Here is a 24,407-nt window from a genome sequence, read left to right as displayed (position 1 = left end):
GCGCCGGCGCCCAGACCGGCGAAGGCCCGAGCGGCGCTCAGCATTAAGCAACTATTGGTTGCAGAACGTGCTGGCATTCGGCGTCCATTTGCCGAAGCCGGTGGCGACCATGTTGGCGATGACGCGGCAGACATAGACCTTCTGCGCCGGGTCGTTGTCGGGGCCGGCATGATAGCGGGCGACGGCCATCGACCAGGTCATATGCCGGGCGTGCAGGCTGGCCAGGAAGCGCGCCGCATAGTCGACGTTCTGGTGCGGGTCGAGCATGTCGTCGACGCTGCGGAAATGTTCGCCATGATAGTGATGGTTGATCTGCATGCAGCCGAGATCGATCAACGTCTTGCCCTCGCGCCGCGCGTTCTCGAACGTGGCGAGCGCTTCGCCGCGGCTGCGCGGGAATATGGCTTTTCCCCCTATATTCATGGCGTTAGGCTGGAGGCTGCCCTTCTTCCCGGTCTCCGTCAGGCCGACCGCGTAGAGGATGCCCGCCGGCACGCCATAGCGATCGGCGGCGCGCAGGATCTCCGGCTCGCAGGGATTGGCGGCGGCGCTGGCGGCGTCGGCGGCGAAGCTAGATAAACATATCGTCGCCAGCGCGCTCGCGAACAGGCGAAGCAGCGCGGCCGAATTCCTGTGCGCCATTGCCATCGTTCCTTCCCGGTTGCCGTCCGCCGCCCGCGCCGTTGCCGCCCGAGTTCCCGGGCTGGAACGAGGGCTGGTCGCGACCCGTCGACATCGGCATGGCGCTGTTTGCATCGGCGCGGCTGGCCGCATGCGCTGCTATCGAAGGTTGCAGGATGGTGACCTTGTCGACATCGAAGCCGAGGCTCCGCATGGACTTGACGATGGCATCGCTGTCGGTGGTGAGACGGCGATATGCCTCGTGCGTCTCGGGCTTCATCTCAATCGAAAGTTGCTCGCCCGAGAGCCGCAGGCTGGCGGTGACCGATCCGAGCTCGGAAGGGTGGAGCTCGATCTTGAGCACATGTGTCGGAACGGCAACAGAATTGGTCGTCTGGGAGCCTGCCGAGGCGCTTGCAAAGGCCTGCTGAACGCCATCGTCGGAGGCGAACGCCTCGACCAGCGCCGACGCCGTCTGGCTGATCGGGTTTTGCGCCGGCGCCGGGAAGCTCTGCTGGCTGACGACGTCCATGCGTGCGGCGGATGGAGAAGGCTTGGAGGCCGTCTGCGGCGTGGCGGACTGAGATTGCTGCGAGGTCTTGGAGGCCGAAGCCGGCCGCCAGCCTTGCGGCGGCACCGTGCCGTCGGCCTGCGGTTCATCCGCTTGCGTCGGCAAGGTCTTGGTATCGCGGCGACCCGCAATATCGAGGGTCACTTCCGCCTTGACCGGCTTCTGCCCAAAATCGGGTCCGGGCTCTTCCGTCGCCGCCGAACGGGCGGATCGCGATAGCGGCTCGGCGGAATTGTCGACCGTCGCGCGCTTGCCCAGGCGCAGCTGCAGTTCCAGCGCTGCGTGCTCGCCGGCGGCCTCTTCGCCGTCAGCGGAACCTGTGCCGCTCGTGCCCGAAGATTGCGCGAAATGCTTCATGTCGCTCAGCGCCATCAGCAGCGGCAAGCGGTCCTGCAGCGGTGCGGAATCGTTGGCTTGCGCCGTGGCATCCTTGTCGGCCGTCGTCTTCGCCTCATCGGTTCCGGCGGCGGTGGTCCTCGCGGACTTTCCCGCAGCTTTCTGCGGGCCGGTCTTGCCTTGCGGATCCTGGTCCGGCTCCTGCTTGCCGTCGTTGGCCGATGAACGTTTTGGCAGATGCGCGTCCGGCAATACCGGCCCGGTCGCGTGCTTGTCCTGCGGCCGATCGGGCTTTTCCGTCCCGTGCACCATCTCGCCGAAATTCTGATCCTTGTCCTTGCCGCCGGCGGCGCTCTGCCGGGGCTGGGACTGGGTCGAAGCAAAGCCCGGCAGGGTCTGGTTGACGCTGGTCATTTGGGGGCTGCTCCGAGTAGCTGGTCGATCTGGTCGAGCTGGCGGCGCGTGCTGGTCACCGCCGCATCGATGGGGTCTTGCGCATCGGCCGTGGCCGCCGGCGCGGATGCCTGCACCACTGGCGCGGCGTCAGCCGGTGCCGGCGCGGCCGCCGGTGTCTCGGCCGTTGTCTGCGCCGGCTGCGGGGCAGGGGCCGGCGAAGCCGAGGGTTGCGTGTCCTTCGCCGGATCGCTCGCCGCGACCCGTGGATCGCCTGCCGCGACCGCCGGATCGCCTGTGGCGACCGCTGGCTGATCGGGCATCGCTCCTTCCACTGGAGGCAGGTCCGCATTGGCCGGATCGGCCGAGGCCCCCGCGGATTTCGCGTCGTCACCTTTCGCGACCGTTGCCGGCGCGGCGTCGGCCCTGGCGGCCGCCTTCACCGGCGCTACCACTTCGCCCGCGACAGCCCGTGCGGCGTCGAGCAGGTCGCGGTCGCTTTGCGAAAGCTTGCCGCGATCGATCTTGCCGAGCTTGGCGCGCACCTCGTCGACGCTGGCCGACGTCATGCTGGAAAGGCTCGAATAGAGCTGGGTGCGCGGGTCGTCCTGGTTGCTGTTGCCGTTGCGGCCCAGCTCCGCCTTGGCCGAGGCGAAAGCCGAAAGCTCCGTCATCCCGTCGATCGCCGCACGGCGCGCGATGCGCAGGTAGATCACCTTCTCGCGCTCCGGATCCATCATCGAGGTGATGTCGGCGATCTTGTCCTGGCTGATCGCCATATGCAGCGTCATGACGCCGGAAACGAAGGCGTCGGCAAACTGGCTGGCGTAAGGCGAATAGAGATAGGACGCGACATACTGGGTCGAGGCCAACGCGAAACGGGCCGCGTCGCCCTGCGCGGCCGCGATGGCGACGGAGCGGCGAAGTGCTGCTTCCTCGACCAGCGTGCCGGGGCTGAGCAGGCGCGCCTCGTCCAGCAGCGTGAGCGCCTGGACCGGATCGTCGCTTGCAACCAGCGAGCCCTTGACCAGCGCCAGGAAGGCGCCGATGTCGGCGGGCACGCTCATCGGATCGATCGGCTTCAGCGTTTCGATGGCTTCGGCCGGCCGTCCGTTCAGATAGGCGACGACGCCCTTGGCGATGGCGAGGCTTTGCGGGTCGGTGATCGCGCGCGAGGCCGCCGCCGCGACCGTCACCGGATTGCCGCCGCTCATGCCGTAGACGAGCAAGGCGCGGAAATTCTTCGGCTCCTTGAAATCCTCGGCATTCGCATCGCGCATACGGGCGTCGATCATTTCGAGGAGTTTTGCCTGCATCGGCAGCGCGGCATGATCGCCGCCGGCAATGCGATCCTGGACCAGCTGCAGCGAACGCACCAGCTGATAGGGCTGCAGCGCATCCTGCGCGAAGGCCGACGATGTCGGGCCCGCGGCGAGCAGCACCAGCGCTATCGCGCCGCCGATGACGGTTCTGCCCTTCATCCGCCGGCCGTCATCAGGATTTCGATGCGGCGGTTCGCGGCCGCCATCGGATCGGAAGCGATCTTGGGCTGCCGGTCGGCGAAGCCCGCGACCTCGGTGATTCGGCTTTCGTCGACGCCGCCGCGCACCAGCATGTAATAGGCCGAGTGGGCGCGCGCGGTTGACAGCCGCCAGTTGTCATAGGTGTCGCTTCGGAACGGCCGGGCGTCGGTGTGGCCGCTGATGGTGATGGTGCCCTTCTTCTGGTTGATGATGTGGCCGATCTTTTCCATCGCCAGGACAAGCTCGCGGCGCGGCATGGCCGAGCCGATCTCGAACATGCCGAAATCGAGCTGGTCGGTGATCGAGATGACGACGCCCTTGTCGGTGGCCTCGACCGAGACGCCGTCGGCAAGCTTTTCGCCCGGCAGGAATGCCTTGGCGAGTTCCTTCTTGATCTCGGCTGCTTGCTGGAGGGCGGCTTTGCTCGGCGCCTTGTCGACCTTGTCGGCGGCTTGCTCTTGTTCGGTCTTTTCCGCCTTCGCCGCCTCGCGCTTGGCGTTGCCGGCCGTGGCCTCGCGCTTGTCGGTTTCGGCTTTCCCGCCTTGTGCCTTGTCGCTCTTGTTGCCTTCACCCGACGGCTTCTCGGCCTCGGCCTGGGCGGTCTTCTGCCCGCTCTTGGCGTCGGTCTTTTCCGGGGTTGCCAGCGGCTCGAGCGGCGCGGCCGTGAGCGGAGGAGCGGCCGGAACGGCCTTGACCTTCGGCACCGCGACCGTTGCGACCTTCTCGCCGGGCTTGGCCGGATCGCCCTCGATCTTGGCGCGTTCGGCGGTGGCCTCGGCGCCGGGCGCCGCCACCTGTTGCGACCAGAAATCCGGCGCGAACGGATCGCGGTAGGATTCGCCGCCGGAGGCGCCGGTCGCCGGACCGGACGTCTGTGCGCCGCCTTCACCCTTGGCGCTGACGTTCTGCAACACGCCGGTATCGGCGGCGATCTCGGCCAGCACCGCGTAAGGATCGGCAAACAGCTTTTCATCGGAGAGCTGGGCGTCCTGCGCTCCCTCCTTTGTCTGCCGACGTTCGGAGGACCCGGCGCCGCCCTTGCCGTCATCGCCCGCCTTGGTCGCGCCTTGCTGCGGATTGTCCGCGGTCAGCCCGACCTTGCTCGGACCGTCGCCGAGATCTTCCAGGCCCTTGCGGCTGGAATTGCGGTCGATCAGCTCGACCGGATTGAAGTAACTGGCGACGGCCGCCTTGGTCTGCTCGTTGGCGGCGTTGATCAGCCACATGACGAGGAAGAAGCACATCATCGCCGTCATGAAGTCGGCGAAGGCGATCTTCCACACGCCGCCATGGTGGCCGTCGTCATGACCGTCGTGACCGCGCTTGACGATGATGATCTCGTGCCGGGGTTCGGCATGGTCGACGGCGCTCATGACAGGACCTCCGACAAGGACGCCGACCACTCGGCGATACGCGTCTCGAACACCGTTTCGTCAATGGTGACGGTCAGGTCGAAGCCTGGCGCCTCGGTGAAGTCCAGATTGGCGGCGCGGGGTCCGAGCGCCGCTTGCAGCGGCTCGAACAGCGAGAGCGGTCCCCGAACGCGGATGCGCACGGCCTCGCCGTCGGCGACCGCGGCGCCGATGACGCGTGAAAGCGCCTGCAGCGAACGTTGCTGCAGGTCGTCGCTGAGCAGGCCGCCGACGATGCGGGCGACGGTTGCGCCGGCAAGTTCGGCGACGCGCTGTTCCATGGCATCGATCCGCTTGGTGACAGCCGTGCCGAGATCGCCGCCGAAGCTTTCAAGAAATGCTCTGGCCGCATCGTCGTTGGCCTGGCGCTCGGCGTCGAGCGCCGCCTGATGGGCGAGCGCAAGACGCGCCTCGAGCGCCGCCTCCGCGTCGGCCACCGCCTCGGCGATCAGCGCGCCGATATCGGCCTGCGGCGCCGGCGCGGCCGGCAGATGCTCGGTGTCGCGGGTGGTCGGCGCCTGGTTGGCACGCGGGGTCCGCGAACCAAAATCGGGCAGGAGATCGAAGAGTGCCGGGGCCATGGCCTAACCCACGGCTTCAGGGGCGGCCGCCCATTTGCGCAGGATCTGGGCGGTGCGCTCCTCATTGAGGTCGACCATGCGGGCAAGCCGCTCCTGCGGCGCCGGGCGGATTTTCTGACGCAGATCGTCGAGCGGGGTCGCGCCGGCGCGCGCGCCGGGCAGCGCACCGGCCGGGGTCTCGCCCGTAATCGCGGCGACCGGCGCATCGGGCGTCGGCAGCGAGCGCTGCACGTCGTCGAAGCTCGGGCCGGCGATGGCCGCGGGCTTTGCCGATGCCGTCAGCGCGGCCGCCATCGGCTTGAGGCCGAAGAAGGCCACCAGGAAGACGACGACGATGAAGGCGCCGGCATTGATCAGCGTTCCGGTATAGGTGCCGATCGAGGCGAGGATGCCAGGCTGATCGATCGGCTCGCCGTCGAGGCCGTTGATGAATTCGACCGCCGACACGTCGATGATGTCGCCGCGCTTGTCGTCGAAGCCGGTCGCCGAGGCCACCATCTTCTGGATATCGGCGACGCGCTTGGCGATCTGGTCTGGCGTGGCGTCCTTGCCGAGAATGGTCTTCAGCCGATCCTGATTGACGACGACCGCGATCGACATCCTGTTGACCGTGTAGCCGTTGGAGACGGTGGCGATCTTCTTGGAGTTGATCTCGTAGTTGGTGATCTCTTCCTTGCGGTCGTTCTGCGAGGTGGATTGCGGCCCCTCGGTGCTGGTCGCCTGCGTCTCGGGCAGGTTCTGCTCGACGCTTGTCGGGGTCGAGGCCTGCTTCTGGTTGCTGGCCTCGTTGGTCTTGACCGATTGCACCGAACGTTCGACGCGCGAGTTCGGATCGAAGATCGTCTCCTCGGTCTGGCGGCTGTCGGTGTTGACGTCGGCCTTGACGCTGGCGCGGAAATTGTCGGGGCCGAGATAAGGCGTCAGCGCGCGGCGGATGTTGTCGCCGATCTGCGCCTCGACCGTCTGCTCGACACCCAGCGTGCGCGCCGCGCTCGTATTGGACGGGTCGTCGCCGGCAGCCAAGAGGTTGCCGTTGGAATCGAGCACCGTGACCTTGTCGGCCGAGAGGCCCGGAACGGCCGCGGCGACGAGGTGGCGGATCGACATGGCGCTCTTTTCGGCATCGTTGCCGGCATAGCGGATGACCACCGACGCCGAAGGCTGCTGCTCGTCGCGGCGGAAATTGGCGCGCTCGGACATGACGATGTGGACACGCGCCGCCTTGACGCCGGAAATCGACTGGATGGTGCGCGCGATCTCGCCTTCCAGCGCGCGCACGCGGGTGATCTGCTGCATGAAGGAGGTGAGGCCGAGCGAGCCGACATTGTCGAACAGCTCGTAGCCGGCGTTGGCGCTGGTCGGCAGGCCCTTCTCGGCAAGCAGCATGCGCGCCTGCGCGGTGGTGCCGGCCGGCACCAGCACCGAGGTGCCGTCGGAGCCGACATCGAAGCCGATGCCGGCGTCGGCCAGCACCAGGCCGATCTGGTTCACATCGGAGCGCTCGAGGCCGACATAGAGCGTCTCGTAGGCCGGGCGGTTGAGATAGACCGAGGCAACGCCGATGACGGCCATGACCAGGGCCGCGATGCCGCCCATGAGCGCCAGACGCCTCACGCCGAAGCTTTTGAAATTCGCGATGATGCTCTGGATCTGTTCCGGCACGATTCAACCGCTCCCAGCATGACTGTCCGCCCGAAGACTAGACCGCGAAGCTTGTGCGAGGATGATAGCCGCTGAAGAACAGCGGAGCGTCGATCCGGTGTCTTGTCGAGCAACGAAAAAGGCCGCGCTTCAGGCGCGGCCTTTCGCTGGTCCGAATAATCCTGCGGCTTAGCCGTTCTTGAACAGCTGCAGGATCGACTGCGAGGAGCTGTTGGCGATCGACAGCGACTGGATGCCGAGCTGCTGCTGCACCTGGAGCGCCTGCAGGCGGGTCGATTCCTTGTTCATGTCGGCATCGACGAGCTGGCCGACGCCGCGGTCGATGGAGTCCATCAGGCTCTGCGTGAAGGTCTTCTGCAGGTCGATCGAGCTCTTGGCGGCGCCGAGCACGGTGGCGGCGTCAGTAAGCTGACTCATGACGTTGTCGATCTTGGTGACCATCTGGGTAATGATGTCGTCGGTCACGCCCGCCGCCGTGATGTCGAGATTGAAGGCTGAGACGTTGTCGATCTTGACCGGCGTGCCCGTCACCGCGGCCTGGCCGGCGGCGTTGGCGGAGATGTCGGTGTTGCCGGCGGCGATCGAGGCCGCGTAGGCGGTGTCGTACTTGGTCTGGTCCGCGGCCGTGGAATATATCGAAGTCTGGCGATCCAGGATGCCCTGGTTCTTGACGGCCGTGGCAAGACCGGAATCGAACAGCTTGGTGCTCTCGACGTCGATGTCGATGGTGCCGAGCGAGATGGCGCCGGACGAAGAACGGTTGAACGAGGAGACGATCTTGGCGTCCGGCTGGACGCCGTCATTGGCGGCCATGATCTGCTTGGACGTCACCGAAAGATAATTCGAGCCGGAGAAGGTGGCGGCGTCGGCGAAGGATTTCATCTGCGCCTGAAGGGTGGTGATTTCAGTTTGAGTCTTTGCCTTGTTGGCATCCGACTGGCCGACGCTCGACAGCAGCTTGGTCTTGATCTTGCCGATGGTATCCAGCACGTTGTTCATGCCGGTATAGGCGGTGTCGACCTTCGAGGCGCCGAGGCCGAGCGCGTCCTGCACCGTCGACAGCGCCGAGTTGTCGGAGCGCATGGTGGTGGCGATCGACCAGTAGGCGGCGTTGTCGGCGGCCTCGGAGACGCGGTAGCCGGTCGAGATCCGGGCCTGCGTCTGCTCGAGTGATTTGTTGGTGGCGTTGAGGCTTTGAAGTGCAGTCAACGCCGCAGCGTTCGTCATGATGCTCGCCAAGAAACTCGCTCCTTCTCAAAGCCGGCATGCCACACAGGCCGGGGTCTCGACCTGCACATCGGTTGCGATCGTGCCGGTCGGGCCGATTCGACAACCTAAGTCATTGGTTAACCATACCTAGCGCGATATGGTTAATGCCCTGTTAAAAGTAGGCTTTCGGAAGTTAAGGAACGAGGGTTGCGCGAGCCTTGAGCAACGGCAAAAGCAAACGCAAATCGGGCCGCGCTTTTGGCGCGGCCCGATTATTTAAGTAGCCGTTCTGAGCGTGATCAGCCGCGGAAGAGCGACAGGATCGACTGCGACGAGCCGTTGGCGATCGACAGCGCCTGGACGCCCAGCTGCTGCTGAACCTGCAGCGCCTGGAGGCGGGTCGATTCCTTGTTCATGTCGGCATCGACGAGCTGGCCGACGCCGCGATCGATGGAGTCCATCAGGCTCTGCGTGAAGGTCTTCTGCAGGTCGATCGAGCTCTTGGCGGCGCCGAGCTTGGTGGCGGCGGTCGTCATGTCCTTAAGCGCGGCGTCGACGACGGTCATCATCTGCGAGATCTGAGCGTCGCTGGCGGCCGTGGTGCCCGAGAAGATGGTCAGGCTGGCGACCGAATAGGTATCGCCAGCTGCCGGGGCGGCACCCAGGGTCGGGTTCTGCGCGGTGGCGGTCGTGGCGCCGGTGGTGCCGAGGCGAGCCGCATCGAGGATGCCCTTCGAGGTCGGGGCAGCGCCCGAGTCATAGAGCTTGATGCTTTCCACGTTGACATTGATCGTCGAGAGCGAAACCGCGCCAGTGGCGCTGCGGTTGAAGGCCGAAACGATCTGGACATCGGCGGCCGTACCCGTGGCGGTGGACACCGAAAGCATGTTGGTGCCGGAGAAGGTGGCGGCGTCGGCGTAACCCTTCAGCTGGTCCTGCAGCGCCTTGATTTCAACCTGGGTCTTTTCCTTGGAGGCATCCGTCTGACCGTAGGACGCGGTCAGCTTCTGCTGGATCGAGTTGATGGTGGTGATCGCGCTGTTCATGCCGGTGTAGGCGGTGTCGACCTTCGAGGCGCCGAGGCCGAGCGAGTCCGAGACGGTGGACATGGCCTGGTTGTCGGAGCGCATCGTGGTGGCGATCGACCAGTAAGCGGCGTTGTCGGAAGCCTGGGAAACGCGATAACCCGTCGAGATGCGGGCCTGGGTGGTGTCGAGGTTCTTCTGGGTGGCGTTCAAGCTCTGCAGAGCGGTCAACGCCGAGGCGTTGGTCATGATACTGGCCATGGTACTCGTACCCTATTTTTACACGGATTTTTTTGACATACCGGCATGTCCGGTATGACGGTGCGGCATCATGCCAATGATCTGTGGAAACCCGATCACCCGCCATCTGCCGGCAATATGGGGGCAACTCCCTACCAAAGACCTAAATCGGAGGGTTAACCGAAAATATATTGCGTAGAATTTGTGCGGTCAGGCGTTTGATCAACGCCACTGACGTAACGTCAAGTAAAGGACCGCACCAGGCTGCCGACCAGCAGGTTCCAGCCGTCGATCAGCACGAAGAACAGGATCTTGAACGGCAGCGACACCACTGTCGGCGGCAGCATCATCATGCCCATCGCCATGGTGATGGTGGCGACGATCAGATCGATGACGAGGAACGGCAGGACGATGAGGAAGCCGATCTCGAAGCCACGCCGGATTTCCGAGATCATGAAGGCCGGCACCAGGATGCGCAGGTCGACGCTCTCGCGCGAGACGGTCTGGCCGCGCTCGCGGGCAAGGTCGGCGAACAGGTCGAAATCCTTGTCGCGCACATTGTGCAGCATGAAGTCGCGGAACGGGCCGGAAATCTTCTCGAACGCCTCGGCCTGGGTGATCTGGTTGTCCATCAGCGGCTTGACGCCGGTGTTCCAGGCCTGGTCGAAGGTCGGCGCCATGACATAGAAGGTCATGAACAGCGACAGCGAGATCAGGATCAGGTTTGCCGGCGTCGACTGCAGGCCGATGCCGGCGCGCAGGATCGAGAAGGCGATGACGAAGCGGGTGAAGCTCGTCACCATGATGAGCAGGCCCGGCGCCACCGACAGCACGGTGAGCAGGCCGAACATCTGGATCAGATAGCCGACGGTCGTGCCATCGGCCTTGCCGATGCCGCCGAGATCGAGTTGCTGCGCCGCGGCGACGGAAGTGGTGACGACGATGAGCGCCGTGGCTATGAGGAACTTTCTCATTCGAGCAGCATCGTCCTGACGAGAATCTGTTTGACGTGGCCGCCGCCGCGCAGCGCCGCGCGCTCATCGAGATCGGCCTTGAGATGCTGGTAGCCGCTGGCGCCTTCGATCTGATGCAGCTTGATCGTGCGCACGAAAGCCAGCAGGTCCTGGTGGATCTGCTCGGTCACTTCCGGCGGCTGCGGGGCATCATACAGCACCGATGCCTCCAGCCGGATCCAGACGTCCGACGGCGAGGCGAGATTGGTGGTGATCGGCGCCAGCTGGACCAGCGTCGGCCCGGCGGCCGGCTTACCGGCTTCGGCGGGCTTCTCCGCCGCGCCGGCGTTTTCCGGCGCCGCTGGCACCGGTGCCGGCGTTTCGCCCTGCTTGAGATAACCGCCGGAGACCCAGCCCATGCCGATGGCCGCACCTGTCATGAGCAGAAGCATGGCGAGCTGGATCACCAGGGAAGGTCCCTTCTTGGGCTGGACCTGCTCGACATTGGCCACGGCAGCGCTCTCCCGGCTCTAGAAAGGAAGAACCTGGTCGAGCACCTGCTGGCCATAGGCCGGCTGCTGGACCTCGCTCACGCGGCCGCGGCCGCCATAGGAGATGCGCGCCTCGGCGATGCGCTCGTAGGGAATGGTGTTTTCCGCGCCGATGTCGGACGGACGCACCATGCCGGCGATGGTCAGGACCCGAAGCTCGTAGTTGACGCGGACCTCCTGCGAACCCCTGATCAGCAGGTTGCCGTTGGGCAGCACTTCGGTAACGACGGCGGCGACGTTGAGCTCGATGTCTTCCGAGCGCTTGATCTCGCCGTCGGCGTTGGTCTCCGTGCTGGAGCTCAGGCCGGCATCGCCCTTGCCGCTGGTGCTCTTGCCGTCCCATCCGAGCGTGACGTCATAGCCGAGCTTGCGCGCGGCGGTGCGGCTGCGATCGTTCTGGTTCTTGAAATTGGCCCTGTCGTTGAGCTTGATGTTCACGGTCAGGATGTCGCCGGCGCGCAGCGCGCGCGGATCGGTGAAGAGCCGGCTCTGGCGATCGTCCCACAGCGAAAATTTCCTCGGCCGCGGCGCCGGCGGCTCGGGATAGCTGTAAGGACCGGAGGCGCCGATGCCGGAGCCGACCGGCGACAAGGACGGCTCGCGGCCGATCTCCTTGAAATTGGTGCCGCAGCCGGACAGCGCCGCAATCGCGACGGGGACAAGGAACTTCAACTTCATGACGGATCAACCCTTCGCGCCGCGCTGGCCATGATGCCGGTGAGCGTCGCCGCCGCCTTCTGGTCCATTTCGTTCAAGATGACGCCGGCCTTGCGCGAATCGAGCTTCATCAGGATGGCCGCCGCGAGCTCGGCATTGACCATCGCCAGCCGTTCGGCGGCAGCGTCCGGCTTCATGCCGGCATAGATCTTGACGACGCCGTCCTCGGCGCGCGCCAGGAACACTTCGCGGCGCTTCAGCCACTCTTCATATTCGGTTTTCTTTGCCTCCAGCGCCTTCATGCGCTCGTCGATGCCGGCCTGCAGCTGCTTCAATTCCTCGGCCTGAAGCGCGTAGCGGCGATCGCGCGCGGCGTCGGCGATGTTGGAGCAGAAGCGCTGGACCTCGCTTTCGTCAGGCGCTTTCCCACCTGCTGCAAGCGCGGCCGGCGTGGCCGGCTCCTTCTCGCGCGTGAGCTCGGCCGGCTGGGCCGGCGCCTGTCCGCCAGGCAGGACTTGGCGGACTTCCTCCGCGCCGACTGAAGCGCTGCCAAGAAGCGCTGCCGCCGCCACGGCGGCGATCATCGTCAGAGGGCGGTGCATCTTCGAGGAGAGGAGCTCGATCATCGGCGTGCCTATTGGAGAACCAGGTCGGCCTGCAGGGCGCCGGCCGATTTGATGCCTTGCAGGATGGCGATGATGCCGTCGGGCTTCACGCCGAGGCGATTGAGGCCGGAGACAAGCGTTTCGAGATCGGGGCCGTCGAGCACGGCGACGCGCGCGTCGGGTCGGCTCGCCTCAATGGCGGTGAATGGCTCGACCGCGGTCTGGCCCCTGGAGAAGGGTTCCGGCTGGACCACTTTCGGCGCCTCGGTGATGCGCACGGTGAGCGTGCCGTGGCTGATCGCCACGCGCGAGATCCTGACATTGTTGCCGATCACGATGGTGCCGGTGCGCTCGTCGATGACGACGCGGGCAGGGGCATCCGACTCGACGACCAGATTTTCGATCTCGGCATAGAAGCGCGCGGCCGACACGTTCTTCGGCCGCCTGATCTGCACGGTGCGGGCATCGCGCTCGGCGGCGACCCGCATGCCGAAACGCTGCGAGGTGTAGTCGTTGATGGCGTCGGCAATGCGGATGGCGGTCGAGAAATCGGGATTGCGCAGCTGCAGCGTCAACACGCCCTGGTCGTCGAACTCGGCCGGCACCGAGCGCTCGACGATGGCGCCGTTGGGCACGCGGCCGGCAGTCGGCACGCCCTGCGTGAGTTCCTCGGCCTGACCCTTGGCAGTGAAGCCGCCGACGATCACGGAACCCTGGCCCACCGCGTAGATCTCGCCATCGGCCGCCTTCAACGGCGTCATCACCAGCGTGCCGCCGGCAAGCGAGGTGGCGTCGCCCATCGAGGAGACGTCGATGTCGATGCGGCTGCCCGACTGGACGAAGGGCGGCATGTTGGCGGTGACGATGACGGCCGCCACGTTCTTGGCGCGCGCGCTGCCGCCTTCGGTGGCGATGCCGAGATTCTCCAGCATGGCGCGGATCGACTGTTCCGTGAAAGGCGAGTTGCGCAGGCTGTCGCCGGTGCCGGCAAGGCCGATGACCAGGCCGTAGCCGACGAGCTGGTTGTCGCGTGCGCTCTGCAGCTGGGCGATGTCCTTGATGCGCGCGGCGACCTGGCCGGGCGGCAGCGTGCTTGGGCCGGTCGAGACCCGGAACATGCGCTGGGTGGTCGCCGGATCATATTGCGGATCGTCGTAGACGCCGCCATTTTGCTGCGCCAGCTCGCGCTTGGCCTTGGGGGTCAGCCCGTCGGCCAATGCCGGCTGAAGGCAGATGGCGGTGCTCAGCAGAAGGACAAAGGCGCGCATCACGAAGCGCCGACCTTGATGGTGCCGTCGGCCATCACCGTGCCGGAAATGATCTTGCCGCTGTCGATGTTGCGAATCTTGATCTGGTCGCCGGCGGCACCCGGCTCCAGCGTGACGCCGGCGGCCGAAATGGTCAGCGCGCCGGCGGTGAAATAGACCTGCACGGAAGCGCCCTGTGCGACCAGCCAGGCGTCGCGGATGGCGGCAACCGGGATGTAGCGCCCAGGCAGAAGCGTGCGCTTTGCGACCTTGCCCTGAAGCTCCTCGGAGCGCGTCGCCATGCCGTCCGGCTTGTGCTTGCCGGGGATGAGCGTCACCTGCTTGAGCGAGGCGGGCTCGATCGTCTCGCCCGGATAGATGACCCGGTTGGGGATCAAAACGGCCTCGCCGACAGCTTGATTGGCGGCGATCTGGTTTGCCGACTGGCCGGTCGTGTCCTGCGCGAAAGCCGGCATGCCGGCGGCCACCAGAAGGGTGGCCAGCGCGGCGCGACGCAGTGCGGAGGAGATCGGCGCGGCCATCGTCCGTTACCTGATGTTCTTGGAGACCACCGAGGCCATGTCGTCGGCGGCCTGGATGACCTTGGAGTTCATTTCATAGGCGCGCTGCGCCGAGATCAGCTCGGTGATTTCCTTGACCGGGTCGACATTGGAGGATTCGAGATAACCCTGCTGGATCGTGGCGAAGCCCGGGTCCCCGGGAACGCCGACATTGGCCGGGCCCGAGGCGGCCGTTTCCTGGAAGAGGTTGTCGCCGAGCGGCGCCAGGCCCGCCTCGTTGGCGAAGTTGGCGATCTGGAGCTGGCCAAGCAGTTGGAGGTTGGTCTGGCCCTGGAGACGGGCAAAGACCTGGCCGGTCTTGTTGACGATCACCTCGACAGCGTCGGTCGGCACGGTGATGGCCGGAATGACCTCTGCGCCGTCGACGGTCACCAGTTGCCCGGTGGCGTTGGTGTTGAAGGCGCCGGCGCGCGAGTAGAGCGTGCCGCCGTCGGCGCCCTGGATCTGGAACCAGCCCCTGCCGGTCAAGGCCAGGTCGAAGCTGTTGCCGGTGCTGGCCAGTTCGCCCTGCGTGTGGACGTTGCGGACCGCCGTCGTCTTGACGCCGAGACCGATCGAGACGCCTTCCGGCACCAGCGAAGTGTTGGAGCGGTTGGGCACGCCCTGCGTGCGGTCGACCTGGTAGAGCAGGTCGGAGAATTCGGCTCGCGCCCGCTTGTAGCCGGTGGTGTTGATGTTGGCGATGTTGTTGGCGATGACTTCCAGATTGGTCTGCTGGGCATTCATGCCGGTGGCGGCGATGGCGAGGGCTTTCATGACGCTAGATACTCATGCGGCTGATTTCGAGGTAGGCCGAGACGACCTTGTCGCGGATGGCGATGGTGGTCTGCAGCGCCTGCTGGGCGCTCAGCACCGCGTCGACAACCTGGCGCGTGTCGGCATCGCCCTTGAGCGCCTGTATCGACATCTGCTCGGCGCCCTGCAGCGTGTTGACGGTCTTCGTCGCGGCCTGGCTGAGGACTTCGGCGAAGCTGCTGCCGACGCCTTCGCTGGCCTGCGTTCCGACGCCGCCCTGCAGCAGGTTTGGTGAGGCCTGCTCCGCGCCGTCGACCGCCGTCTTGAATTGTATTGCCCCGATACCGCCGATCATTACTGGTTCCTCATCAGGTCGATGGTCATGGAAATCAGATCGCGAGCCTGCTTGATGACCTGCAGGTTGGCTTCATAGGAGCGGTTCGCCTCGCTCATGTCGGCCATTTCGACCAACGTGTTGACGTTGGGCATCTTGACGTACCCTTTGGCGTCGGCGGCTTCGTTGCCGGGCTGGAATTCGATCGGGAAGTCCGAAGGATCGCGGTTGATGCCGCTCACTTCCACCAGCGATCCGCCGGTTGCGCGGTCGACCTCGGACTGGAACGTGATCGTCTTGCGACGATAGGGATCGGCGCCGGGCGTGCTGCCCGTCGACTGGGCATTGGCGAGGTTTTCCGAAACCACGCGCAGGCGCTCCGACTGGGCGCCTAGGCCCGAGGCTGCGACTTTGAGGGCTGCGGTGAGGGCATCCATGGTCAGCTCTTCACCACCATCGTCATCATCGAATGGAAGGCCTTGACGATCGCCGTGTTGAGCTCGAAGGAGCGGCGGACCTCGCCGGCTTTCATCAGCTCCTGCTCGAGGACGACCGTGTTCTTCGACGGCATGATCGCGCCGTTGGGGTCCTCGGGCTTGACGTTGAAGCCGGCATTGGCCGTTTCGGCGCCAAGATGGCCCGACTGCGTGGCGGCGAGCGTCACCGCGGTCCGGTCGAGGACCTTCTCGAACGGCTCGACGTCATTGGCCGTGTAGCCCGGCGTGTTGGCATTGGCGATGTTGGAGGCGATCGCCGACTGGCGCACGGCCAGCCATTGCGACTGCCGCGTGGCGAGATCGAAAAGATTTACGGGTTCCATGGGAATCTCCCGGGCAAGTACGCACAAGACTAGGCGGCCAGTCTTGCGCGGACCTTGCGCGGGGAGGGGCTGTGTCCCCGATGGGGTTACTTCGAGAGCGGGACCACCTTGTCGGTGCTGGTGACGATCACCCACTTGCCGCCGCGCTGCTCGATCGAGACGACGCGGCTGGAATCCGGGAGCACCGAGCCGCGCTGGACGATCCACAGGCCGGTATCGTCCTCGATCATAGCGCGGCCGTTGGCGACGTGCACCATCTTGAATTCCGAAGCGGCGGGGAAAGGCTGCTGGTCGAGCCCCGGCGCCTTGTCGGGGTCTTCCTGCTCGTCCGGCAAGGTGCCGGTGGCGAACAGGTCGAGATCCGGAACGGTCTTCGGCGCGTCTGCCGAGCTTGAATTTACCAGTTGCGGGCCACCGGAAACGCGTCCGGCATTGCTGCCGCTGCCGCCGAACTTGATCGCCTGGACGCCGAACTGCTCCTGGTTGAAGAAGATATACCAGGGAAACAACGCGCAGATCAGGCCGAGCGTGATGCCGAGCGCGGCGATGACGAAATCGCTGCGGCGGTCGGCGCTTCTGTCGACCAGGCGCGGGAACTGGGCTTTCGGCGGCTGCGGCCACTCGGTGCGCGGAAAAAGCCCGTCAAGCAGCGAATCGCGGCTGGCCTGCGCCACATCGCCGGTCTTGGCGGTGGATGCCCTCGGCGGATGCGGCCTGTCGGCCTTGTTGAGAAGCGCCGTCGCTTTCTCCGTCTTGGCGCGCGCGGCACTATCCTTGGCAATCCTTGCCTTGTCGGCCTCGGCCCTCTCCGCCGCCTCGGCTTCGGCAAGCATGTCGCGCAACATGCGCTCGGTGTATTGGAGCTCAGTCTCCTTGATCGCCATTCAGCTTCCCCTTGAGATGGCGGGCGAGGTCGGCGAATGGATCGGCCGACGCGCGGTCCCTCGGCGATTGCGTCAGCGCCTCGTAGATCAGCGGCACCTGGCGCACCGCATTGTCGAGCTCGGCATCGGCGCCGCTTTGGTAAGCGCCGAGCAGACGGATGTCGCGCGTATCCTCGAAGCGCGCGATCATCGATTTCAGCTTTGTCACCAGCATGCGCTGTTCGGGGCTCCAGGCCTTGTCGGCAAGGCGCGAGATCGACGACAGCGGATTGACCGGCGGATAGCGGCCCTGCTCGGCAAGCGCGCGATCGAGCACGACATGGCCGTCGAGGATGCCGCGCACCGAATCGGCAACCGGATCGTTGTGGTCGTCGCCGTCGACCAGCACGGAGATGATGGCGGTGATCGAACCCTTGCCCTCAGCGCCGGGGCCGGCGCGTTCGAGCAGCTTCGGCAGGTCGGTGAAGACCGAGGCCGGATAGCCGCGCGCGACCGGCGGCTCGCCGGTTCCGGTCGCCACCTCGCGCAGCGCATGCGCGAAGCGGGTGATGGAGTCGAGCACCAGGAGTACGCGGTGGCCCTGGTCGCGGAAATGCTCGGCCACGCACATGGCCGTGTCGGGCGCGCGCCGGCGCATCATGGCGCTTTCGTCGCTGGTGGCGACGACGGCGACGGTCTTGGCCATGCTGTCGGCGCCGATCGTGTCCTCGAGGAATTCGCGCACCTCGCGGCCGCGCTCGCCGATCAGCGCCACGACGACCGTATCGAAGGCCTCGGCGCCGGCAAGCATGGCAAGCAGCGTCGACTTGCCGACGCCGGAACCGGCGAAGATGCCGAGCCGCTGGCCGAAGCAGAGCGGCGTGAAGATGTCTATCACCCTGACGCCGGTGAGGAAGCCGGTGCCGACGCGCTGGCGCGCCAGGGCGCCCGGCGTCGCGCCATGCGCGGCATCGGGTGCATTCGGCCTGATCAGCGGCGGACCGCCATCGATGGCGCGGGTCAAGGCATCGATGGCGCGTCCGCGCCAGGAGACATGCGGGGTGACCGCGAGCGGGCCACGGCGGAAGACGGCGTCGCCGATGCCGGCATCGGCGCTGCGTTCGAAGGGCGCGACCACCACTTCGTCGCTGCCGATCTTGACGATCTCGCCGCGTCGCGCGCCGGTCCTGCCGCGCTGCTCGACGATGTCGCCGAGCCTGGCAATTCCCGACAGGCCGCGGACCTTGTAATGCGTCGGCGATATCTCGGCGACGCGGCCGCCGCGCGCAAGCAGCGCCTGCGGATCGTCGAACCGCCGCCAGATGCGTTCGAGCGCGGCCAGCCTGTCCGTCTGTCCGGTATCCGCCGGCCCCTCGGAAGCGCGCAACAGGGACGAGCCGGTCGTCATGCCGTCACTTCGAGCCGAGCGTCTTGATCGCGTCGTCGGTGGAGGAATCGGTCTGCCGCATCAGCGCCGCCGTGTTCTCGAAAGCGCGCTGAACCTGGATCAGCCGGGTCATTTCCAGCACCGGATTGACGTTCGATTCTTCCAGAAATCCCTGCGCGATGCCGACGTCCGAGCGATCGGTGACAGGTTCGGGCGTGCGCGCCGGAACGATGCCCGAATTGCCGTAGCGGACGAAATTCTCGCCTGGATCGAAATCATAGAGGCCGATCGCTCCGACCAACTGGCCGTTCTGCCTCAGCGAGCCGTCGGCGCCCGCCTTGGGCGGGCCGTTGCGCGGATCGAGCTGGATCGGCGCGCCGCCGCCGTCCAGCACCGGATAGCCTTCGATCGACATCAGTTCGCCGTTCTCGTTCATGGAGAAACGGCCGTCGCGCGTCATCACCGTGCCGGCGGGCGTGTCGATGGCGAACCAGGCGTCGCCCTGCACGGCGAAGTCGAACGGGTTGCCGGTTTCGGTCAGCGCGCCATGCGCGCCGGACAGATAGGTGTTGCCGGAGGAGGCGAAGGAAACCGACTTCGGCCCGGTGCCGGAGACGACATCCTCGAACTTCACGCCGGTGGCGCGGAAGCCGATGGTCGAGGCGTTGGCGACATTGTCGGCGATGGTGTCGAGACGGCGCTCGAGCGCGATCTGCGAGGAAAGGGCGACGTAAAGGCTGTCCTGCATGATCTTCTCAGAACTTCAACTGCTGCATGGCCATCATCAGGTCGGTGGAGATGCCGACGGCGGTCGGCTGCGCAAAGAGCACGCTGACCGACGTCACGGCCGTCGAGGTCGGATGGGCGATCTCGTACATGCTGGTGAAGCGGGTCAGGAATTTGCTGAGCTTGTCAGGGTCGCTGAAGTCCTTGATGTCAAGCTTCTGCCCGAACAGCTGCGCCTGCTTGTCGATGTCGGCGGTGGCGAAGGAATCGGGCAGGCCGAGCGCGCTGCGAACCACGCTGGCCAAAGCGGTGTCGGCGAGCACGTCGTACCAACTGGTGATGTCGGGCGCCTTGCGCTGGAAATAAAGCGCCAGCCGGACGCCTTCATTCGTCTTGCCCGCATCTTCCTCCAGTGTCTGGCGCATGTACATGTCGACGGTCGGCTGCTGCGCCGGATTGGTGGTGGTCGCGTTTTCGCCGTACTGCTCGAAGTTGAAGGCGGTGGCCAGCCCGGCATAAGCCTTGTTGGTCTGCTTGTTGGCGACGCTGTCGGGGTCGCGAACGCCTCCGGCAAGGACGCTGCGGATGAGATCCTTGCTCTCCGTGGCCGGATCGAGCCCATAAGCCGAGAGCGCATAGTTGTACAATCGGCTGTTGGCCATCAGATCGTCGATGGATTTCACGTTCGTGACGTTGGCCAGGTAGTATGCGGTCTCTGACGCCACGTAGTCCGCATTCGGCGGGATCAGGCCAAGCGGAGACTCCGTCGTGTAGATCTTCGGCGTATCTTTCAGCACCGCATCGCGCGACGTCGTCTGATCGCCGTATTGGGCAAAGTCGAAAGCCGCGACGAAGTTGGCGTAGCGTTTGTCGGTCAGCTGGTTTGCGGGGCTGTCGGGATCGCTGACGCCGCCCTCGAGCATGGCGCGGATCTGCTGCGGCTTTTCTGTCGAGGCATCCAGCCCGTACGAGGCCATGGCGAAAGTGAGCAGGCGCTTGTCGGCCATGAGGTCGTCGATCGACTTCACCTTGGAGATGTTCGCCGCGTAATAATCGGCCTCGCCCTTGATGTATTGCGCGCTCGGCTTGACCAGTTTCATTCCGGTTCCAGCCACGTAGCCCGCCGGTACCGCCTGCTGGACCGCATCGCGGGCGGTCGTCTGATCGCCGTACTGGCCGAAGTCGAATGCCGCGACGAAATTGGCGTAGCTCTTGTCGGTCAGTTTGTTGGCGGGGCTGTTGGGATCGCTGACGCCGCCTTCGAGCATCGCCCTGACGGTCGCTGCGGGTTCGGTTTCGGCGTCCAGCCCGAACGCGGCCATCGCGTATGTCAGCAGACGGCTGTCGCCCATCAGATCGTCGATCGACTTCACCTTGGAGATGTTGGTGGCGTAGTAGGCGGTCTCGCTCTGGTAATAAGCGAGCCCCGCCTGCGAGGCGCCGATCTGGACTTGCAGCGCGTAGTTGCTGGTCACCAGTTGTTGCGCCTTGTTGTAGACCGTCGTATTGGCGCCCCTGGCGGCGAAATTGAAAGCGCTGACGAATTGTGCGTAGCGTTTGTCGGTCAGCTTGTTGGCGAAGCTGTCGGGGTCGGAAACGCCTTCCTTCAGCGCCTTGACCATGAAGGCCTTGGCGTAGTCCATGTCCTCCAGCCCGTAGGCCTTCATGGCATATTTGAACAGGCGGTCATTGTTGACGAAATCGTCGATCGATTTCACCTTGGTGATGTTGGCCAGATAATATTGGGTGTCGCGATCGACCGTCGGCTGCTGCTGGACCTGGGCGATCGATTTGTTGATGTCTTTGGCGATCAACTGGTAACTGATGTAGGTATTGAGCAAGGACACGCCTCCGGCCGAAGCTATCCCCGAACAATAACGCCACTTCCTTGCGCGAAGCTGAATCGCATCCGTGGCCTTCGATTCAAGCCTCACACAAGGCACGGGGACTATCCCTGATCCACGACGTGACATGCGGAAGGACCTGTCGTGGGCATTCTGATCGGACTTGTGGTGACGCTCGGCTGCGTTCTCGGCGGCTTCATGGCCATGGGCGGCCATCTGCATGTGCTGCTGCAGCCATGGGAAGCGGTGGTCATCTGCGGCGCCGCGCTCGGCACCTTCCTGGTCGCCAATCCGATGAAGACGGTCAAGGACACCGGCAAGGGCATTCTCGAAGCCTTCAAGCAGGCGGTGCCGAAGGAGCGCGACTATCTGGAGACGCTGGGCGTGCTGCACAGCCTGATGCGCGAGCTGCGCTCGAAGTCGCGCAGCGAGGTCGAGGCGCATATCGACAATCCGGAAGAGTCGGCCATCTTCCAGGCTTTCCCGACCGTCTTGAAGAACCACGACCTGACGAATTTCATCTGCGACTACTGCCGCATCATCATCATCGGCAACGCCCGCTCGCACGAGATCGAGGCGCTGATGGACGAAGAGATCCAGACGATCCGCACCGACAAGCTGAAGGCCTATCACGCCATGGTGGCGGTCGGCGACGGCCTGCCGGCGCTGGGCATCGTGGCGGCGGTGCTCGGCGTGGTGAAGGCAATGGGCGCGCTCGACCAGTCGCCGGAAATCCTCGGCGGCCTGATCGGTGCGGCGCTCGTCGGAACCTTCCTCGGCATCTTCCTGTCCTATGCCGTGGTCGGTCCTGTCGCCACCAAGATCAAGACGGTGCGCGAGAAGAAAAACCGCCTCTACATCATCGTCAAGCAGACGCTGCTGGCCTATATGAACGGCGCCCTGCCGCAGGTGGCGATCGAGTTCGGCCGCAAGACCATATCCTCCTACGAGCGTCCGACGATCGATGCCGTCGAGCAAAGCACCATGAACGCCGGCGCTGCCGAGAAGAAGGCGGCCTGAGCATGCTCGATCCCAGACAGGGCCGCTTGCCGTCATGACAAGTCCAGGCAGTCCGTCAGAAGCGCGGGCGTTGATCATCGAGCGTCTCGTCGGCGACAGCGGCGAAGCGGATAAGGTGATCGGCGTCGGCCGCGGCATGGCGGAAAGAGCGCTTCCGCTCTTGCAGAAGGCGCTTGCCGGCGAGCTCGGCGCGCCGGTGGCGGTCGACTTGCAAGCGGTGGAGGTCGGCCGTGTTCCCGAGGCGCGCGCGCGCGCCGGGGAGGCCTTCGCGCTGAGCGTCGTTTCGTCGCCTTCTTCGGCCGACGCCATGACGCTGGTGATGGATGCGCAAGCTGTCGCCGTCATGGTGAGCGCGCTGTTCGGCGGCGATCCCGATCAGCCGGTCGCGCCGATCGAGCGCGACCTGTCGCAGATCGAAGCCGATGTCGCGACCACCGTGTTCCAGGAGGTCGCGACGGCGCTTAACGGATCCGGCAAACGCTCGCTCGACCTGCGCCTGCCGGTGCCGAAGGCGATGGCCGGCAACGAGGCGAGGCGGCGCGTGCTGCGCGACGGTGCCGCCGTGCGCATCGTCTATGGTCTGTCGACACCGTCCGACAGCGGCACGCTCACGGTGATGATCCCGCAGCGCCTGCTGCTCACCTCGCGCGACGGCGAAGCCGCCGCGGGCAAGGATGGCGAGGCCACTCAGTTCGACTGGCGGGCCCGCTTCTCCGAAGAGGTGATGCGCTCGACCGTCCGGCTCGAGGCGACGATGCCGCTCGCCAGGCTGACGCTCGGCGACCTTGCCGCGTTCGCACCTGGCCAGGTGATCGAATTCGAGGAGAACGCGCAGCTCAACGCCAAGCTCAGCACCCGCGACAAGACCCTGTTTGTCTGCGAGTTCGGCAAGCTGGGGCAGAACTACACCGTCCGCGTCAGCCACACGCATGATGCCGGGCAAGATTTCATCGACGGACTGATGCCGGGCTGACGCCAGGCGCGGGATTTATGGAGACGACAGATGGCAAAAACCAAGGTGGAAGCCGAACCCGACCAGCCGGACGAACAGCTCGATCGCGCCATCGAGGAACTGCGCGGCGTGCTGCGGGAAGAGGAAGCGCGCCCGGATGCCGCCCTGCAGTCGGGCGCCAACTCCTCCATCATCATGACCATTCCGGTCGACGTGCAGATCATCCTCGGCAGCACGGAGATGCCGGTGTCTGAGTTGATGGCATTGCAGAAAGGCTCCACGGTCGCGCTCAACCGCCGCATCGGCGAGCCCGTCGACGTCGTGGTCAACGGCCGCAAGATCGCGCGCGGCGAGATCACGGTGCTGGAGAACGATCCAACGCGCTTCGGCATCAGGCTTACCGAGATCATCGCGGCGACGAAGAGCGCCTGAGAATGGTCGGTGGGCGGACCAATCGGCAGCGAGGGCAACAGGCATGACGACGGCATTGGCGCTGACACGTCCGCAAAAGGCGGCCGCCATACTGGTGGCCATGGGCAAGCCCGCGGCCAGCCGGCTGCTCAAGTTCTTCAAGCAGGATGAGCTGAAGGCGCTGATCGAGGGCGCGCGTCTCTTGCGCACCATTCCGCAGGCCGACCTGGAGCGCATCGTCGCGGAGTTCGAGGCCGAGTTCACCGAGGGCGCGGGCTTGCTCGATTCCGCCGATCGCATGGATACGATCCTCAACGAATCGCTGTCGCCCGAGGAGATGAGCGCCATCATGGGCGAGAAGAAGTTCGAGCCGGTCGCGGAAGGACCCGCGCCGATCTGGCCGGACCTCGAAAAGCTGGAGCCGGCCCGGCTCGGCACCTTCCTGGCCGGCGAACATCCGCAGACCTCGGCCATGGTGCTTTCGAAGCTTGCGCCGCAGACGGCCGCCAATGTGCTGCTCGCCATGGACAAGCCGATGCGCAGCCAGATCATCAAGCGCATGGTGACGATGGCCAACGTCCCGGATGCGGCATCCCGGATCGTCGAGAACCAGTTGCGCGTCAGCGTGCTGTCGCAGAAGGCGAGCCGCGACACCTCGGCCGGCCAGGAACGCGTCGCCAGCATGCTCAACGAAATGGCCAAGCCCGAACTGGACGACCTGATGCAGGACCTGGAGCAGGCCGGCACGCCCGATCTCGCCGGCGTCAAGTCGCGGCTGTTCGCCTTCGACGACCTGCCGCTGCTGCCGCAGAAAGCCCGGGTTCTGCTGTTCGACGGGCTGTCGACCGAGCTCGTCACGCTGGCGCTGCGCGGCGCCCCGCCGGAACTGGCCGAATCCGCGCTGTCGGCGATCGGCGCGCGCTCGCGCCGCATGATCGAATCCGAACTCGGACAGGGATCGGAGGGCGTTGCGCTCGCCGACATCATGGCGGCGCGCAAGAGCATATCGGTCGCCGCGATCCGGCTGTCACGCGAAGGCGCTTTCGAGCTGCCTTCGACGCAGACCGCCGCCCCCGCCGAAGCCGCCTGACTCCTTGTTGGAGCATGATCTTTTCCGAAAACCGGGTCCCACTTTTCGGGATCATGCT

Annotated in this window: 26 protein-coding genes; 4 read left to right on the top strand and 22 right to left on the bottom strand. The window is 65.4% G+C overall.

Annotation, left to right across the window (positions count from 1 at the left end; translation table 11 throughout):
• Positions 1 to 51 precede the first annotated feature (51 nt).
• The 22 genes from KVT37_RS10060 to KVT37_RS09955 all read right to left on the bottom strand — a co-directional run bounded on the left by KVT37_RS10060 (position 52) and on the right by KVT37_RS09955 (position 20,879).
• The gene (locus KVT37_RS10060; RefSeq protein ID WP_254633915.1) at positions 52 to 642 is read right to left on the bottom strand and encodes a lytic transglycosylase domain-containing protein; all 591 of its coding nucleotides are present in this window, start codon (positions 640 to 642) and stop codon (positions 52 to 54) included.
• Entirely contained in the window at positions 572 to 1,942 is a 1,371-nt protein-coding gene (locus tag KVT37_RS10055; protein WP_217572251.1) for a flagellar hook-length control protein FliK, read from the bottom strand. Before KVT37_RS10055 ends, KVT37_RS10060 begins: the two co-directional genes overlap by 71 nt.
• Positions 1,939 to 3,402, bottom strand: coding sequence for a chemotaxis protein MotC (locus KVT37_RS10050; protein ID WP_217572249.1), 1,464 nt, complete (start codon positions 3,400 to 3,402; stop codon positions 1,939 to 1,941). Before KVT37_RS10050 ends, KVT37_RS10055 begins: the two co-directional genes overlap by 4 nt.
• On the bottom strand, positions 3,399 to 4,817 hold the full coding sequence (locus KVT37_RS10045; RefSeq protein WP_217572247.1) for a MotB family protein: 1,419 nt from the start codon (positions 4,815 to 4,817) through the stop codon (positions 3,399 to 3,401). Before KVT37_RS10045 ends, KVT37_RS10050 begins: the two co-directional genes overlap by 4 nt.
• A complete protein-coding gene (locus tag KVT37_RS10040; protein WP_217572246.1) occupies positions 4,814 to 5,437 on the bottom strand; it encodes a hypothetical protein in 624 nt (207 codons plus the stop codon). Before KVT37_RS10040 ends, KVT37_RS10045 begins: the two co-directional genes overlap by 4 nt.
• A gap of 3 nt (positions 5,438 to 5,440) precedes the next feature.
• On the bottom strand, positions 5,441 to 7,099 hold the full coding sequence (gene fliF / locus KVT37_RS10035; RefSeq protein ID WP_217572245.1) for a flagellar basal-body MS-ring/collar protein FliF: 1,659 nt from the start codon (positions 7,097 to 7,099) through the stop codon (positions 5,441 to 5,443).
• A gap of 168 nt (positions 7,100 to 7,267) precedes the next feature.
• Positions 7,268 to 8,338 (bottom strand): flagellin, encoded by a 1,071-nt coding sequence (locus KVT37_RS10030; protein WP_217572244.1) that lies wholly within the window; start codon positions 8,336 to 8,338, stop codon positions 7,268 to 7,270.
• Between the two features lie 269 nt (positions 8,339 to 8,607).
• The gene (locus KVT37_RS10025) at positions 8,608 to 9,594 is read right to left on the bottom strand and encodes a flagellin (RefSeq protein WP_217572243.1); all 987 of its coding nucleotides are present in this window, start codon (positions 9,592 to 9,594) and stop codon (positions 8,608 to 8,610) included.
• Between the two features lie 221 nt (positions 9,595 to 9,815).
• The gene (gene fliP / locus KVT37_RS10020) at positions 9,816 to 10,547 is read right to left on the bottom strand and encodes a flagellar type III secretion system pore protein FliP (protein WP_217572242.1); all 732 of its coding nucleotides are present in this window, start codon (positions 10,545 to 10,547) and stop codon (positions 9,816 to 9,818) included.
• Positions 10,544 to 11,038: a flagellar basal body-associated protein FliL gene (gene fliL, locus KVT37_RS10015; protein WP_217572241.1), complete on the bottom strand. Its 495-nt coding sequence runs from the start codon at positions 11,036 to 11,038 to the stop codon at positions 10,544 to 10,546. Before fliL ends, fliP begins: the two co-directional genes overlap by 4 nt.
• Positions 11,039 to 11,056: 18 nt before the next feature.
• A complete protein-coding gene (gene flgH, locus KVT37_RS10010; RefSeq protein ID WP_217572239.1) occupies positions 11,057 to 11,755 on the bottom strand; it encodes a flagellar basal body L-ring protein FlgH in 699 nt (232 codons plus the stop codon).
• Positions 11,752 to 12,360 carry a MotE family protein gene (locus KVT37_RS10005; RefSeq protein ID WP_217572237.1) on the bottom strand — a complete coding sequence of 203 codons (609 nt, stop codon included), beginning with the start codon at positions 12,358 to 12,360 and terminating at the stop codon, positions 11,752 to 11,754. Before KVT37_RS10005 ends, flgH begins: the two co-directional genes overlap by 4 nt.
• Positions 12,361 to 12,368: 8 nt before the next feature.
• Complete coding sequence (locus KVT37_RS10000) at positions 12,369 to 13,457, bottom strand: flagellar basal body P-ring protein FlgI (protein WP_254633936.1); 1,089 nt, start codon at positions 13,455 to 13,457, stop codon at positions 12,369 to 12,371.
• A 149-nt stretch (positions 13,458 to 13,606) separates the two neighbouring features.
• Positions 13,607 to 14,128 carry a flagellar basal body P-ring formation chaperone FlgA gene (flgA, locus tag KVT37_RS09995; protein WP_217572233.1) on the bottom strand — a complete coding sequence of 174 codons (522 nt, stop codon included), beginning with the start codon at positions 14,126 to 14,128 and terminating at the stop codon, positions 13,607 to 13,609.
• A gap of 6 nt (positions 14,129 to 14,134) precedes the next feature.
• The gene (gene flgG / locus KVT37_RS09990; protein WP_112126591.1) at positions 14,135 to 14,923 is read right to left on the bottom strand and encodes a flagellar basal-body rod protein FlgG; all 789 of its coding nucleotides are present in this window, start codon (positions 14,921 to 14,923) and stop codon (positions 14,135 to 14,137) included.
• 4 nt (positions 14,924 to 14,927) lie between these two features.
• Positions 14,928 to 15,257: a flagellar hook-basal body complex protein FliE gene (locus KVT37_RS09985; protein WP_217572231.1), complete on the bottom strand. Its 330-nt coding sequence runs from the start codon at positions 15,255 to 15,257 to the stop codon at positions 14,928 to 14,930.
• Complete coding sequence (flgC, locus tag KVT37_RS09980; protein ID WP_042640471.1) at positions 15,257 to 15,673, bottom strand: flagellar basal body rod protein FlgC; 417 nt, start codon at positions 15,671 to 15,673, stop codon at positions 15,257 to 15,259. The genes KVT37_RS09985 and flgC overlap by 1 nt, the downstream gene beginning before the upstream one ends.
• A 2-nt stretch (positions 15,674 to 15,675) precedes the next feature.
• On the bottom strand, positions 15,676 to 16,056 hold the full coding sequence (gene flgB / locus KVT37_RS09975; RefSeq protein ID WP_217572229.1) for a flagellar basal body rod protein FlgB: 381 nt from the start codon (positions 16,054 to 16,056) through the stop codon (positions 15,676 to 15,678).
• A gap of 86 nt (positions 16,057 to 16,142) precedes the next feature.
• Positions 16,143 to 16,940, bottom strand: coding sequence for a hypothetical protein (locus tag KVT37_RS09970; protein WP_217572226.1), 798 nt, complete (start codon positions 16,938 to 16,940; stop codon positions 16,143 to 16,145).
• Entirely contained in the window at positions 16,921 to 18,327 is a 1,407-nt protein-coding gene (gene fliI, locus KVT37_RS09965) for a flagellar protein export ATPase FliI (protein ID WP_217572224.1), read from the bottom strand. Before fliI ends, KVT37_RS09970 begins: the two co-directional genes overlap by 20 nt.
• Before the next feature lie 4 nt (positions 18,328 to 18,331).
• On the bottom strand, positions 18,332 to 19,054 hold the full coding sequence (flgF, locus tag KVT37_RS09960) for a flagellar basal-body rod protein FlgF (RefSeq protein ID WP_217572221.1): 723 nt from the start codon (positions 19,052 to 19,054) through the stop codon (positions 18,332 to 18,334).
• Positions 19,055 to 19,061: 7 nt separating this feature from the next.
• Complete coding sequence (locus tag KVT37_RS09955; protein WP_308642598.1) at positions 19,062 to 20,879, bottom strand: DUF1217 domain-containing protein; 1,818 nt, start codon at positions 20,877 to 20,879, stop codon at positions 19,062 to 19,064.
• 141 nt (positions 20,880 to 21,020) lie between these two features.
• On the opposite strand from KVT37_RS09955, the gene motA reads away from it, so the two are divergent.
• The 4 genes from motA to KVT37_RS09935 all read left to right on the top strand — a co-directional run bounded on the left by motA (position 21,021) and on the right by KVT37_RS09935 (position 24,349).
• On the top strand, positions 21,021 to 21,896 hold the full coding sequence (motA, locus tag KVT37_RS09950; protein WP_112096303.1) for a flagellar motor stator protein MotA: 876 nt from the start codon (positions 21,021 to 21,023) through the stop codon (positions 21,894 to 21,896).
• Positions 21,897 to 21,966: 70 nt separating this feature from the next.
• Positions 21,967 to 22,869 carry a FliM/FliN family flagellar motor switch protein gene (locus tag KVT37_RS09945; RefSeq protein ID WP_254633914.1) on the top strand — a complete coding sequence of 301 codons (903 nt, stop codon included), beginning with the start codon at positions 21,967 to 21,969 and terminating at the stop codon, positions 22,867 to 22,869.
• A gap of 30 nt (positions 22,870 to 22,899) precedes the next feature.
• Entirely contained in the window at positions 22,900 to 23,280 is a 381-nt protein-coding gene (gene fliN, locus KVT37_RS09940; RefSeq protein WP_217572206.1) for a flagellar motor switch protein FliN, read from the top strand.
• 43 nt (positions 23,281 to 23,323) lie between these two features.
• Positions 23,324 to 24,349 (top strand): flagellar motor switch protein FliG, encoded by a 1,026-nt coding sequence (locus KVT37_RS09935; protein ID WP_217572204.1) that lies wholly within the window; start codon positions 23,324 to 23,326, stop codon positions 24,347 to 24,349.
• Positions 24,350 to 24,407 lie beyond the last annotated feature (58 nt).

The organism is Mesorhizobium sp. GbtcB19 (assembly GCF_019091085.1).
Lineage (GTDB): Bacteria > Pseudomonadota > Alphaproteobacteria > Rhizobiales > Rhizobiaceae > Mesorhizobium.
This window is presented reverse-complemented; position numbering and strand designations above follow the sequence as displayed.